At 48.2% G+C, this 13,521-nt stretch carries 12 protein-coding genes and 1 pseudogene; 3 read left to right on the forward strand and 10 right to left on the reverse strand.

The features are described 5' to 3' along the window. The coding region (locus NWF31_RS07430; RefSeq protein ID WP_258359876.1) for a hypothetical protein at positions 1-250 on the reverse strand (250 nt) is incomplete at its 3' end. Between the two features lie 324 nt (positions 251-574). On the opposite strand from NWF31_RS07430, the gene NWF31_RS07435 reads away from it, so the two are divergent. From NWF31_RS07435 to NWF31_RS07445, 3 genes are all read left to right on the forward strand, one after another. Then, positions 575-1,960, forward strand: a complete 1,386-nt coding sequence (locus NWF31_RS07435) for a reductive dehalogenase (protein ID WP_258359877.1) — start codon at positions 575-577, stop codon at positions 1,958-1,960. 17 nt (positions 1,961-1,977) lie between these two features. Then, positions 1,978-2,286 carry a hypothetical protein gene (locus NWF31_RS07440; protein ID WP_258359878.1) on the forward strand — a complete coding sequence of 103 codons (309 nt, stop codon included), beginning with the start codon at positions 1,978-1,980 and terminating at the stop codon, positions 2,284-2,286. A 95-nt stretch (positions 2,287-2,381) separates the two neighbouring features. After that, positions 2,382-3,569, forward strand: coding sequence for a 4Fe-4S binding protein (locus NWF31_RS07445; RefSeq protein ID WP_258359879.1), 1,188 nt, complete (start codon positions 2,382-2,384; stop codon positions 3,567-3,569). Positions 3,570-3,721: 152 nt separating this feature from the next. Here the strand turns inward: NWF31_RS07445 and NWF31_RS07450 are convergent, their stop codons facing one another. From NWF31_RS07450 to NWF31_RS07490, 9 genes and pseudogenes are all read right to left on the reverse strand, one after another. After that, on the reverse strand, positions 3,722-4,414 hold the full coding sequence (locus tag NWF31_RS07450) for a Crp/Fnr family transcriptional regulator (protein ID WP_258359880.1): 693 nt from the start codon (positions 4,412-4,414) through the stop codon (positions 3,722-3,724). Between the two features lie 44 nt (positions 4,415-4,458). Continuing rightward, positions 4,459-5,769, reverse strand: a complete 1,311-nt coding sequence (locus NWF31_RS07455) for an FAD:protein FMN transferase (RefSeq protein WP_258359881.1) — start codon at positions 5,767-5,769, stop codon at positions 4,459-4,461. Positions 5,770-6,139: 370 nt separating this feature from the next. Further along, positions 6,140-6,724 (reverse strand): Gx transporter family protein, encoded by a 585-nt coding sequence (locus NWF31_RS07460; protein ID WP_258359882.1) that lies wholly within the window; start codon positions 6,722-6,724, stop codon positions 6,140-6,142. 704 nt (positions 6,725-7,428) lie between these two features. Continuing rightward, positions 7,429-8,650 (reverse strand): annotated as a pseudogene (locus NWF31_RS07465) (IS3 family transposase). A 214-nt stretch (positions 8,651-8,864) separates the two neighbouring features. Further along, positions 8,865-10,328, reverse strand: a complete 1,464-nt coding sequence (locus tag NWF31_RS07470) for a 4-hydroxyphenylacetate 3-hydroxylase N-terminal domain-containing protein (protein WP_258359883.1) — start codon at positions 10,326-10,328, stop codon at positions 8,865-8,867. 244 nt (positions 10,329-10,572) lie between these two features. Continuing rightward, a complete protein-coding gene (gene coaD / locus NWF31_RS07475) occupies positions 10,573-10,941 on the reverse strand; it encodes a pantetheine-phosphate adenylyltransferase (protein ID WP_258359884.1) in 369 nt (122 codons plus the stop codon). A gap of 23 nt (positions 10,942-10,964) precedes the next feature. Next, complete coding sequence (locus NWF31_RS07480) at positions 10,965-11,249, reverse strand: ferredoxin family protein (RefSeq protein ID WP_422880264.1); 285 nt, start codon at positions 11,247-11,249, stop codon at positions 10,965-10,967. Next, complete coding sequence (locus tag NWF31_RS07485) at positions 11,246-12,541, reverse strand: FAD-dependent oxidoreductase (protein ID WP_258359886.1); 1,296 nt, start codon at positions 12,539-12,541, stop codon at positions 11,246-11,248. The genes NWF31_RS07480 and NWF31_RS07485 overlap by 4 nt, the downstream gene beginning before the upstream one ends. A 17-nt stretch (positions 12,542-12,558) precedes the next feature. Continuing rightward, positions 12,559-13,515, reverse strand: coding sequence for an electron transfer flavoprotein subunit alpha/FixB family protein (locus NWF31_RS07490; protein WP_258359887.1), 957 nt, complete (start codon positions 13,513-13,515; stop codon positions 12,559-12,561). Positions 13,516-13,521 lie beyond the last annotated feature (6 nt).

Raw genomic sequence — 13,521 nt, forward strand, 5'->3', positions numbered from 1 at the left:
TGTCCTCCTGTGCTAGCTGGGACTGCTCCTCATCCGTGTAGCTGAAACGAAGGTTGATGATAGCTGGCAGAACATCCGCCAGACCCTGGAACGCATGCACCTGGGCGAATTTGTTGGCCCTGATGGCAGGGTACTCCAGAGGACGGAAACGACGCCACAACAGCATCATATCTTTAAGGCCCTGGGGATAAAGGAGCCGCCGCAAATAATCGCGGTCGAAACAAAGGCCAGAAAGGGTCCCTAGTAACACGCGCTCCAAAAGTCGATCCCTGAAACCCTTGCGCAACAAGCTGTTGCGCTTATTGTTTACCTAGCAACTGTCGAACTCGGGTTTTAATGTTACGTTGAATATCTTATTATCCCTACGCACTACCATTTGTAAAGTAAGCACCTTTAATGTAGTTTGTTATACAGCTAAATGAAATAGTTTGTGATAACATAAACATAAAAATATAAGGGGGGCGAAACGATGACAAGGAAAATTAACTGTCTTTTATTAAAGAAATGATTAAAGGGATATTTTGCATTTATAAGGTGCGTAGAGTAATGCCAGTTCTGGAGGTGCCGATGATACATGGAAGAAAAAGACAGTCGAGCAGGCTTGAGCAGAAGAGAATTTTTTAAAGCAGCGGGTATTGCCGGCCTAGCGGCAGGAGTTGCCGGAACCGGCAGTCTGGTCAAAGCAGTGCCAGCTTATGCCAGCAACGATGCGGCCAGCGCAATTTTGGATTTTGCCATCACCGAAACTGATGTCCCTCCATATAAGAAAAAGCCGTATGAAGGGGCCGAAAAACTGGCCCGCTATCATGAGGCCAACCAAGCTTTTAATAATCGCGACCTCATGATGCAAGAATTCGGGGGAAAACCCTGGGCTGTAGCTCAAATGCCAGCTGTAATTAAAAGGGCGAGAGACAAAGTGCCTGGTTTTACCCTCCCAGACCAGGTGATTTCCTCGGTAACATGGACCAGTTACCGGGGGGGAGGTGGTGCGCTGTTTTCCTGGGAACCGCTGGGGGTGGCTAATTTGGCCCTGCTGCAGGAGTTGGGCAAATGGCAGGGCAGCCCGGATGAAAACAACCGGATCATTAAAAAAGTAGCCTATACCTTCGGTGCGGGCGCAGCCGGTATTGCAGCAGTCAATGAGCAGTGGTTCTACTCCCATGATTCCAAGGGCTTGCCCATTATCTTTTCTGATGCCTATGATAAACCTACGATTACAAAAGACGCGAAGTTTATACCCAAGCGCATGAACCGGATCATAGTCCTGCTGGTACCTATGGAAGGTGCGCTGGCAAAATACTCTCCTTCAGCTCTCGGTGCAGGCTCATGGGGTATGGGCTATTCTCTGATGGCCGAGGTAGCCAGCAAGATGGCAGAATTTATCAGGGGAATGGGGTACAATGCCATTCCGATGGGCAACGATACGTGCCTCAGTGTTCCTGTGGCTATTGACGCTGGCCTGGGTGAGATGGGCCGCCACGGGTTGCTAATAAACCCGGAATTGGGCAGCCTGCTACGCATAGCCAAGGTCTTAACGGACATGCCTATTACTCCCGACAAGCCTATTGAATTTGGTGCTGCTGAGTTCTGCCGTACCTGCATGAAGTGCGCCAAGAACTGTCCCTCCAGGTCGATCTCAATGAGCAAGGACCCGTCCTATGATACTTTCTGCAAATCCAATAACCCAGGAATGAAAAAGTGGTACGTCAACACCTGGTCCTGCCTCAAGTTCTGGGTAGAAAACGGTTCCAGTTGCGGCAACTGCCAGATTGTTTGCCCGTACAGCAAACCCAAGACGTGGATACATGATGTTGTTAAGGGGATTTCTTCGAAAACGACCGCCTTCAACAGTGCGTTTATTACTCTAGACGACGCCCTGGGCTACGGCAAGACGCTTGAGGAAAATGACCCCAGGAAATGGTGGAGTTCGAAGGGACGCCCCGAGCGCTGGCCCCGCTAGAAAAGGAGGAACATGCAATGTGGTTTATATTTTGGCTGGTTGGGTTGCTAACTGGTATTGCTGCAGTTAATGTATACAAATATATAAGGGCAGGCTGTGTTCAATTTAAATGGTTCCATTGGCTCCTGGGAATTATATGGTATCTTTCAGGAATGTTTGTAATCGGCTTTGTTACAACAAGTTTTGCCGAAGGTCAACCCCAGGCAGCAGGTATGGCTACCCTTATATTCGGTGGTATCTTCCTGATAGTTTCTGTGTTATTGTACCGTTTTGTCTATCCAAAACGCTTAAATACCAATCATGCCAAGGAAGAAGCGACTGCTTAGGATTTTTCCATCAGGAGAGCAGGTGGTTTAAATAAATCACGTGCTCTCCTTTAACCTTGTTAAATTAATAAAATTATATTTGGTGAGCGAACACGATGAGCAATAAAAAAACTATCCTCTCAATGACAATTAATATACTTGCTATTCTCACCCTGATAACTGCATTAATTGCTAATTACCTGCTACCTAAAGATAACCTTATACCAAAATTAAAAGAAGCACTTCCTCAAGCCCAGTCCTTCAATAAAATCACCTCTAACCCAACTATTTATGAAGGTTTAAATGGGCAGGGAGAAAAAATCGGCTATTTAGTAATTGACTCCGCCATGGGATATGGTGGGCCTATAACAGTAATTACGAGCACTGATCTGGAAGGTAATATTGTCGGCGCGGTGATTGCCGAGCATAAGGACACCCCTACTTTTATCCAAATAGTAATGAACCATGACTTCTTAAAACAGTTTTTAGGTAAAAAGGTAAATGAACCGTTTGCTCTTGATAAGGATATTGATCGTGTTACCGGGGCAACATTTTCATCTAAAGGAATCACCATGGCTATTGCCCAGGGTAGTCATGCGCTGGCAAAGAATCAATTTGGCTTTAGCATTACCGAAGAAGCCCGGCCGGTCAATTTGGGCGCCAAAGAAATAACCGTTATATCACTGCTGATGCTGGCGCTGGCCGGCGTAACCTTCCAGTTGAACAAGTTACGCTGGCTTACACTGGTGGGTAGTTTAATATTTATAGGCTTCAAATACAATATTGCGCTCTCTATAGGGAATATAGCCAGTGTATTAATGGGGTATTTTCCTCCAATAAAAGAATACATTTTTTGGTATATTTGGGTGCTCGGTGTACCTTTTATAATTTTTATGCTGGGAAGGAATATTTATTGTTCCTGGCTATGTCCTTTTGGAGCGGCACAAGAGATTTTAGCCAAAATCGGAGGCAGTAATTTTCGTTGCCATAAAAGTATTGATTTGAAGGCCAGAAAGATAAAATATGTACTAACATATATTGCTCTTTTAATTGCTTTTGTCTCTAGTTCTCCTGGCCAGGGTAGTTATGAGCCTTTTGCTACTTTATTTGCCCGCCAGGGTTTTGGAATTCAATGGTTTATACTACCGGTAGTTTTATTCTCTTCACTATTAATATCCCGGTTTTGGTGCCATTATTTTTGCCCGGTTGGAGTTATCAACGAATTAATTTGTAAATTGCGCAGGTCCTTATTGGGTTTATTGAAAAGAAAAAAAGAAAAAGTTGTTCTTAAAGGAGAGCTGTAAGTTGGAAAAGAGAATTGGCGTTAAAGAGATGATTTTTGTCTCTCTGGTACTACTAACCACTATATTAATTATTATTAGTCTTTACCAGAGTATAACGATGGGTATTAAATAAAGCTCACAATATTATAAAATTAGCCGCCATATTTATCTTTTCAAGGAGCTGCCCGTGCGATTTCAGTTTGTTTCAGCAGGTTAGTGTTGATATAAATCGCTTTGTTAATTATCTTGAGGCGGCTTTCTTTTTTCCATTTAGCGATAATGCGGCATACTGTTACCCGGTTGGCGCCGATTATCTCACCTAATTGCTCCTGAGTCAAGTCAACTGGCAGTCGGTGCCACTGTTCAAAAACTTCATGCTGTCGCGTTTTTAAAATAGAGGAACAGAAATAAATAAGCCGCTCTTCTGGCGTGGCGAAAGATAGTAAACTAAAACATTTCAACAGGTTCCTGAACTTAAGGGTGACATTACGGATAATTTCAATGCTAAGTTCCGGATCCTGATAGATCATGCTAATTATTTTATTCCGTGGTGTATAGTAGAAAGTACAATCCTTCATGGCCTGGACTCCAATGGTTACCGGTGCTTGCAGGATAACAGGGCCTTCGCCAAAAATACTACCCGGTAGCAAGAGGCCAATCGTACGTGTTCTCCCATTAATATCGTTCATTGTATACCTTGCCAGGCCCGTTTCTAAATAGTAAACCTTATCTACTATATCGCCTTCACATACCACCTGGTAACCTTTTTCACAAGAAAAAGCATGGCCTTCCCGTTTGATATACTGGGCCCAATAATCGTCCGCCGGCTCAACCCAACATATGTTTAAAAAAGGGTTCTCCTTCATGTCTACATAACCTCCTGGTATTCATAAAAAGTTTTTTCATCCACTCAAGAGATTATCCTGACCACCAGCCTGTTAGGGAGGCAAATGATACTCTGCCCGGGCAGGCTAATCCACCCTGTTCGGGAACAAATGCCATCCGGACAAATGTCCCGGGGCAAAGGCAAGACCCTGGCCCGGCCGCCGTCGATCTCAACGATAGCCTCTCCCTTTTTAAGGGGTACTCGCAGATGCAACTGTTTTTCGTTGCCTGTTAAGACCAGGGACTGAACTTCTCTGCCGTTAACCTCAATAACCAGTTTTTTGGTCTGCCAACCAGTGGTTTGCTGTGGTGGCGCTCCATTTTTTATAAATTTATCCTGCAAACCTGGTGTGCAAAGTACATCGCCGTTGGTTGTTATGATCAGTCCCTCGGTGTCCGGAACCTTTGCCAGCAGGGGAAAACCCTCTCCTGCTCCCAGGACAAATAGTGCCGTTGCCAGGGCATCGGCTGCCACCGGGTCAGGCGTTATTACAGTACTGCTTGCGGTAAACGTCACTGGGTAACCTGAGCGGGGATCGAAAATGTGGTTATATTTCAATCCTTGCTCCTCATAGTATCGCTCATAATCGCCGGAGGTATCTATTGCCTGGTTAACAAGTTCAAGATAACCTGCTTCTGTGTCCGGGTGGAACGGGTCCCGAATGCCTATCCGCCAGCCACCCCCTCCGGGTCTCGTTCCCAAAGCATAAATGTTCCCTCCTGCCGCTACCAACGCGGATTGGATGTTGTGATTGTGTAAGATGACCACTGCCTTGCTGACGGCATATCCTTTAGCAATGGCGCCAAGGTCAAGGCGCATACCTTTTTCCGGCAGGAAGACGGTCTGAACCTCTTCATTGAGGAACACTCGCTGGTAGTTGACTAGCTGCACAGCTTTCTTGATCTCTTCTGGCGACGGCACCGGCTTATGATTGCCTTCTGGTCCAATCCCCCACAGGTTGACCAGCGGGCCACAGGTAGGGTCGAAGGCCCCACCGGTCAGACGGGCGATTTCCAGGGCTTTCTTAATAACAACAAATGTATCCTGTGAAACATGCACCGCCTTGATACCAGCGGCGTCATTGATCGCGGCTATTTCGCTGGTAGCGGAGTAACTATCCAGCCTTTGGCTTAAGTCTTCCATGGCAGCCAGAGCTTCCTTTACGGCTTTGCGGGCGCCTGGTCCGTGGGCTTCAATATAAACCTCGGTATCCATCAGAAAGCGGGTCTCATGGTAATCGCGGCTGTGGCGGTAAGAGAGGGTAGCATTAATAATGGTCGCGAGTAGTAACAAGATTATAACTGCCAGGTACCGACGTTTAATTGGGCTGTCCATCTAGATACCTCCCTGTAGGGACCGCAGCAAGGTTTTACCGCCGTTAGCTGGTGAATCCTGAAGGGGCAAAAGCAAAAAGGGCGATGACATAAACCGCCCTCATTGACATAAAAAAGTCCCGTATTAGCCTTGCCTGGCAAGGGGTAGCAAGCGCAGCCGACCTGCCCCCCTAATGTTAAGACCGGCTGCAAAATAATTAATTTGGATTCACCCCCCGAAAGAGCGTAGAACCCGGGTTTTAAGCCTTTTAAGGCTGAAGATCTTTTTGCACCCTTAGCCGGGTTAAGGCAAAAATTAACGCTGCCAGGCCACCAAAAAGGAGAGCGCCCATGGCTCCATTTAAAAAGGATTATTGAAGTTTATTCATAGCCTAAAGAATTTTTTCCAGGCGCTGTTGTAAAGCGCCAGCCAGACCGCCGGTAAAAAGACCGGTAAACAGGGCGAACAGAAGCAAATACGGCAGGTAAACCAGCACCGCTTTCCCGACCAGGAGATAGGCGACCGCTAGCTGGCCAAGGTTATGGCTGGCGGCACCGCTAACACCTAGCAAGAAAAACATGGCCCGGCTTTTATGTTGGAGTAAAAAAAGAAGTAAAAAACCCATTACGAGCGCGCTGGTACACGCGCCTGCCAAGCTTAAGTAAAAGGTATAGCCGAAAATAGTGCCGCTCAAAAGTGAACCGAGGAAAACACGGAGCGCGGCCACGGTTAACCCGGCTTGATAGTTAATGCCAGATAAGGCCAGAATGGTAGCTAAATTAGCCAGGCCTAGTTTAGCACCGGGCAACGCAGGCGGGGGTAGGAAAGTTTCTAATGAATGTAGAGTGGCACCTATGGCTACTAGGATTGCAACCTTTGCCAAGTAACGACTGTGATTTTCGGTCTTCTTACCCGCCATTTTTGTCATCTTGCCAGTACCACAATAAATATTACTAAAGAAGGTGCTAACATTCACCCGCATTGTAATTTTAACAGATTGTATATTGCTTGTCTGTAGCGTGATTTACATCTATGGAATAGCTATTAAGTTCTCCCTGAAAAAGTCCACTTTTTGCATCACTTAAGGAGAACTGTTATTTCCGAACTATATCCCGGGTTATGTCCAAAAGCTGCTGTAAAATCTAATGGGGCCTGGCTCACGCAGTAGCACTCAATATTTCATCACCTTGCTTGGTTTTTTAACCCGAAGAAGGATCGGGGTCCAGTCCCAGCCTTTTACAGAGCTGGGCCATCTGCTTATATCCAATTCCGTTATATGGACTTGCTGCCAGCGCCTTGTAGCCCGGCTTAAGTTGGCAAAGACCAGCTTTAAAGCACTATGCTCATCAAAAAATCGCGGTATGGTTTCCTCTCTTCTACAAAACTACGCTCAATCAAATTGGTAGTACGCACAAATTTACGGTGTGCTACCGGTACTTGTAAATGGGCCAGGCTGGCTTCCAAATCGTCAGCTACTCTGCATGGTCGAGGGGTATTGCTTTTTGTAGCGTTCCATCACTTCCTCAGCCGCCTTTTGGCCAGCTTCCGGTGTGTGTGCTTCCCGGATGGTCTGGAGATAAGCTTTGATCTCAGCACGGGCGGCTTCCGGTACTGAGGTTGCTCCGATAAAATAGACACAGAGAATAGGGGGCTTACTCCTGCTTTCGTAGTATTTCGCTTTTATCCTGCTGCCTTAGAAACTTGCTCATATTCCACCGGGGACATATATCCAAGTGCTGAATGCAAACATATATGGTTGTAAAAAACCTCAATGTACTCAAAGATGGCATGGCGGGCTTCAGCCCTTGACCTGAAACGGTTGCCATAAATAAGTTCCTGCTTCAGTGTCCCAAAGAATGATTCCATACAGGCGTTGTCATAACAGTTACCCTTACCGCTCATGCTGGCAATCATCCCGTAATCCCTCAACGCTTGCTGGCATTCGTAGCTAGCATACTGATGGCTACACACGGTCTGAGAGGTGAATAAGGCCTGCTGACGGCCGGTAGCGCCAGACGGCCTGCCTGAGCGCGTCCAGTGCTAGCTGGCGTGTCATGGTATATCCATAGTCCAGCCCACGATCTTCCGCTGGAACAGGTCTTCAATGGCCGCAAGGTAAAGCCAGCTTTCTTCTGTTAGTATGTGGGTAATATCGGCTACCCAGACGTGACTTGGCCGCTCGACTGTGAAATCCTGGTTAACCAGGTTTTCAGCGACCGGATAATTGTGCTTTGAGTTGGTCGTCGCTTTATATTGCCTCTTTGTCCTGGCGGCAATGCCATTTTCCCGCATCAGGCGGGCCACCAGGTTCCTGCCGCAGGTAATACCTTGTTTCTTTAAAGCCCTGGTGACCCCCGGGCTCCCGTACGTCCCCCGGAAGACATGGTAAACCTTGCGTATCTCTTTTTGAGTATTTCTTTGTTACGTCTTTTCCTGTTACTTTCTGGCCGTTTCCGCCAAGCGTAATATCCGCTTCGAGATACATTAAACACCTGGCACATCTTCTCCACCCCAAATTCGAAGCGGTGCTGATAAATAAACCTGTAAGCTATTTCAGGTGTTTTATGAAGAAGGTCGCCGCTTTTTTAAGATGTCATTGTTCTTCTTTAACAATGGCCAATTCCCGTTTTAGTTACCGGATTTCTTCTTCCTGTGGCGTTCCGGGTGTTTGTTTTCCTTTCCCGGGGTAAGCCCGGTCACCAAGCTTTGCTTTTTCTGCCCGCCAGCGGGTGAGCATGCTTTTGCTGATTCCCAGGTCTTGGGCAACTTGATTTACTGTCTTACCGCTGGTATAGCTGAGTTCAACTGCTTCACGTTTGAATTTTTCACTATACTGTCTTCTTGTCTCCCCCACGGACACAGCACCTTCTGTTTTAGTATAATACCTTAACTCTGTGTCCATCAAATCGGGAGAGGGTCAACTTGACCGTATTATACTAAAATTACCATATATTTATCAGGTAACAATTCTCTATTGCTGTTTAAAAACTTTATTCTGCAAAAGGCTTATACTTTTAAGAAGATCACCATGTCCATAAAATAACATTTTTGCTGTCAAAGAGCTCTTGGGTACTTAAGATGAGCCATTTAATTTTGGGTTCTTGCACCGGAATCATCTATTTCTTCTTTGCAGGTTCAGGCACCGCTTCGGTTATACCAGCAATCTTTTTGGCATACTCCACAAATTCTTCTATCGGTGTGCTAGCCCGGACAACAAGCCTGGCACCATCGGGTGATCCACCACCATGCATGCATCCTGGCACGCCAGCACCCAAGGTCAGCCACTCCACCAACCTAGCCGCCCTTGCCCTAGTTTCGGCACTTAGATTTGGAGCCGCTTTTACATATTTCTGCACTAAGTGACCATACTCGGGGCTGGTAAAATCTTTGTATGATGGGAAGCAACCCGTTTCTACGATACCGCCACCAATATCCTGGCAAATACGCTTTGTTTCATAAGGCAGAGTGGCCACCAAGACTTTATTGGTATGTGCAATCAAAGGATCCGATACCCAGGCGCCACCCTCATGTTTTTTACCAAGGGCCATAGCGCCGATGCCCAAACCATAGGTAGTTTCATTATTGATTGCCATATCAATCAGCTTATTCATAAAAGTACTCGCAGCAAGGCCGTTAGAGCGAGCCATGATAGCTGCAGCCCCTATCATGACATCCCCCTGACCGGCTACGCAGGCGCCAATGCATGCACGGTAATTGGCTGTGAAGTACTGGATTATTTTCCCCGTATACTTGAATTCTTTACACATAAACACCCTTTCGTTAGGGACGAAAACATCCTCGAAAATTAAATAGGCTTGGGTAATACCTGTCTCCGGAATATCGAAGCCTTCCTCCAACTCCCTTTCGTCGCTGGGTCGCCGCGTTTCCACGATAGTTAGTCCCTCAATATCGCGAGGTATTACACAGGCCACAGCATAGTCCTGATCCTCTTCGCGGTAGGCGCTGCCAGGCAGGATAAAGATCTCGTTGGCGGCAGCCACGCCGCAGATCATCACTTTTGCTCCGGAAATTACAATCCCATCATCCCGTACTTCCTTGATGCGCACGTTGCTGTCCGGATCGGGTTGTTGCGAAGGCCTCAGGCTGCGATCGCCCTTAGCATCGGTTAGGGCGCCGGCGACAACAAGACCTTTTTCCTGGGCATTACGGATCCACTTTTCCAGCCGCGCCCGATAATTCGTGTTCAGATCCCTGTCCATTTCATAGGTAACATTCCACATCACGTTTTGGGCATTCCAGCCAACGCATACGCCGCCCGTGCATGTTCCGGTTAGCCGGTACATCATGCGCTTAAATTTCGCATTGTAAATGATATCGTCCAAACTCTGCATCAATGAATTGAAACGGTGGATCTTTTCGCCCGTAAATGAGGATACCGTGGTAAAAATGTCGGCATACTGAGGATCATAAGCAGCACCAAAGGCGCGCGCGTGGCTTTCCACCGTCCGGCGGGTGGCCGGATGGGTAGTCACATCGTCAATGCGTTGCCCGAACTTGTAAATGTTGGGCCGCATACTCTTTAGTAATTGCAAGTACGCCTCCCTGGTGATAAGTGCCATTGCCATTTCCCCCTTTAAATTTTTGGTTTATGCTTAACCTCATTGGATTTGTGTTAAAGCCTTATTTTTGATTCTTGCTAAAGCCTTTTTTGCGTCTATCACCACTTAACTACTTTGTCAACATTACATGCTTGTAATGTGGATATTGTTCATATAAAAACTTCTCCACTTCCGGTGTTACCAGGCCTTTCAGGCACCCTCCCATTGCGGCGACACAGTGAATCAGGTGCGAATTAAAAAAGGATTATTCCGTAGCCGTAATCAGGAAAATGGTTTCAATATCCCCGGCCAGTTTTTTGTTCATCAACGCCGCCTGCATTTCACACTCAAAATCAGAAATTGCACGTAAACCCCTCACAATGACGGTGGCGCCTTCCTGCATGGCAAAATCAACCACTAAACCCCTATAAGGTTTGACAGTTACATTGGACAGGTTACCGCAAGCGCTCCTGGCCAGTTCCACCCTCTTTTCCAGTTGCAGGTATACTTTTTTGCAAGCTTTGGCGGCCTCTTCTACCACTACCCGGTCAAACATGGCTGCTGCCTGTTCGTTTATATCCAGGTGACCGTATGTTATGGGATCGTGGGCTCGCGGACAAATGGCTGTCCGCAACAGCCCTCCCCCCTGATCTCTATTTAGCCGTAGCGGAATATGATCCCGAATCCACCCCGCGGGTACTGCCAGTTAATGGCCCCCTTCTGGGGACAGATTACCCGGCAAGTACCACACTCCAGGCAACCGGCATAATCGAAACTTATATCACCTTCTTTCAGGGTATAAAGGGCTGCGGGACAGGCTCTGGTACAAGGTTTGGCTTGGCACAGAGCACATAGTTCTTTTTTTAGGACGATGTGGGCCTCTTCGTCATCAACGGCGAACTTGTTGATACCCAGCAATTGTTCACTGCTCAGGCGTTTCAGAGGACTCGCCCTCCCTTCCAGGCATCACAGGCAAGCTGGAACCATCCGACCTGATTCGTTTTTAGCTGGTCTATAATCTTTCCTAACAGATGTACCGGCTGGTTGCCGTCTACAGTAAACATCTTGCTGGCCAAGCTGGTAGCCAGCTGGGGGTAAGCGCTAAAGAGGCGCTTATTCTCCAGGAAAGCAGGAGCGTTTTTATAGGCTTCCATGTCTCTTAAAACAAAACTTTCCTTGAGGTATTCCTGATAACAGCTCAGTGATTGCCGGGAAAAATCTCCCTTACTTTTAGCTTCTTTAATAGTCCTTGCGGCGGCAGCACCGGAAGCGATGGCCAGATCCATGCCCCGCACCTGGTACCCCAGGTTGAGGACGAAACCGGCAGCATCGCCGACCACCAGAATGCCATCACCGTACAGTTGCGGCATCATGTGCAGCCCTGCTTCCGGCACCAGGTGGGCGGAGTACTCTACTACCTCCCCTCCCTCGATCAGGGGGGCAATATGGGGATGAGCTTTAAAGTCCTCTACCAGATCAACTGGGCGATACTGGTTCTGCTGCAGGGCGGCAGCGTTGACTACCACCCCCAGCGAGATGGTATTTTTGTTGGTGTAAAGGAAGCCTCCGCCCGGCATGCCTTTGGTGCAGCTGCCAACGAAGAGCTGGGCAACGCCCCCGTTACCGCTGACCTGGAACCGCTGGCTGATTGTTTCCGGTGGTAAGGCGATGACTTCTTTAGCTCCTGTAGCTACCTGGCAAGGTTCCAGTTCTTTACGCAAGCCGGCCTGCTGGGCTATGATTGAATTAACGCCGTCGGCCGCAATTACTACATCGGCGAGCATCTCATCTGTGCCAGCGCGGACGCCAGCTACCCGCCCCTTCTCCATAAGGAGGCCGTCGACCCGAATGCCGTATGCCAAAACGGCGCCCGCTTCTTCTGCTTTGGCAGCCAGCCAGGCATCAAACTCTGCCCGCAGCAGGGTAAAGGAGTGATAGGGAGGCCGGCTCCAGCTTTCATCCTGACAGGTAATGGAAAGGCTCCTGTCTTCGGTAATGAAGGTGATTACTTCTCGGACTACCGGCCTCTCGACTGGTGCTTCTTCCCAGAAATCGGGCATGATCTGCTGCAGGGCATGGCTGTACATGCGACCACCAAACATGTTTTTACTACCCGGTGAGGCCCCTTTTTCGATAAGGAGCACATCCAGGCCTTCACGGGCCAGCAGATAGGCGGCTGTGCTTCCGGCCGGGCCGGCGCCAATGATGATGGCCGTAAATTTGTCTTCGCCCATATTTACACCACGCTCATCTATTTTTTGAGCACCCTCTGTAGTTCCCTAGTAAGCTGCGGCACTACCGCGTACAGGTCACCGACAATTCCGTAATCGGCGGCCTCAAATATGGGTGCATTTTCGTCTTTATTGATTGCACAAATAACTTTGGCATCGCGAATGCCGCTGATATGCTGGATCTGGCCGGATACGCCCACTCCGATATAGAGATCTGGTTTTATTTTTTGCCCGGATATTCCAAGGTACCTGTTTTCCGGGAGCCAGTGCAACTCTTCGGCGATAGGCCTGGTACAGCCGAGCTCGCCCCCGGCCACATTGGCTAGCTCCTGAATTAACTCTATATCCTCTTGTTTTTCGACGCCGCGGCCAATGGCGACTACCACTCTGGCTTCGGTAATATCTACGCTTTCTTGTACTCGTGGTTTCCGTTCCAGTACTCTGACCTTTCCAGCAGGGGGGGCGGGTAATTCGATTATCTCGCCTTCCCGGTTCGCCAAAGGGACGGCCGGTTCAAAGGTCCGCGGGGGTATCGTAGCCATTTGTGGGCGTGTTAGACAAACAACCGTTTGTACAGCGGCACCGCCAAACATTAAGCGTTCCATTACCAGTGATTTGTTCTCGTCCAGGCGCAGTCTGGTGCATTCGCTACCTAACCCCACCCCCAACCGGGCTGCTATGCGGGCAGCCATTTCTTTACCTCGGGGGGTGGCGCTTATAAGAAAGATATCTGGATTTTTTTGCCGGGCTACATCGACAATCACCGGGACATAATCTTCCAGAGGTTGCTCCGGGGCCAGGGAACCCAGAAGATAAACGGTATCGGCACCACATTCAATATATGTTTTAGCTAGCCCCTGGTCCTGAATGGCAAAAGCGGTGACGGTGGTACCCAATTCTCTGGCCAGGCCCAAACCGGCGTTTAACAGTTCCAGGGTTTGCTCGCGCCGCTCACCTAAAACCCATACTCCTGACATCAATGT

The sequence above is a fragment of the Neomoorella sulfitireducens genome (assembly GCF_024733845.1).
GTDB lineage: Bacteria > Bacillota > DSM-521 > Neomoorellales > Neomoorellaceae > Neomoorella > Neomoorella sulfitireducens.

Excerpts from the sequence above, each read along its gene's own strand:
- NWF31_RS07435 (WP_258359877.1), top strand. The coding sequence starts at position 575 with ATGGAAGAAAAAGACAGTCGAGCAGGCTTGAGCAGAAGAGAATTTTTT.
- NWF31_RS07440 (WP_258359878.1), top strand. The coding sequence starts at position 1,978 with ATGTGGTTTATATTTTGGCTGGTTGGGTTGCTAACTGGTATTGCTGCA.
- NWF31_RS07445 (WP_258359879.1), top strand. The coding sequence starts at position 2,382 with ATGAGCAATAAAAAAACTATCCTCTCAATGACAATTAATATACTTGCT.
- NWF31_RS07450 (WP_258359880.1), bottom strand. The coding sequence starts at position 4,414 with ATGAAGGAGAACCCTTTTTTAAACATATGTTGGGTTGAGCCGGCGGAC.
- NWF31_RS07455 (WP_258359881.1), bottom strand. The coding sequence starts at position 5,769 with ATGGACAGCCCAATTAAACGTCGGTACCTGGCAGTTATAATCTTGTTA.
- NWF31_RS07470 (WP_258359883.1), bottom strand. The coding sequence starts at position 10,328 with ATGGCACTTATCACCAGGGAGGCGTACTTGCAATTACTAAAGAGTATG.
- NWF31_RS07485 (WP_258359886.1), bottom strand. The coding sequence starts at position 12,541 with ATGGGCGAAGACAAATTTACGGCCATCATCATTGGCGCCGGCCCGGCC.
- NWF31_RS07490 (WP_258359887.1), bottom strand. The coding sequence starts at position 13,515 with ATGTCAGGAGTATGGGTTTTAGGTGAGCGGCGCGAGCAAACCCTGGAA.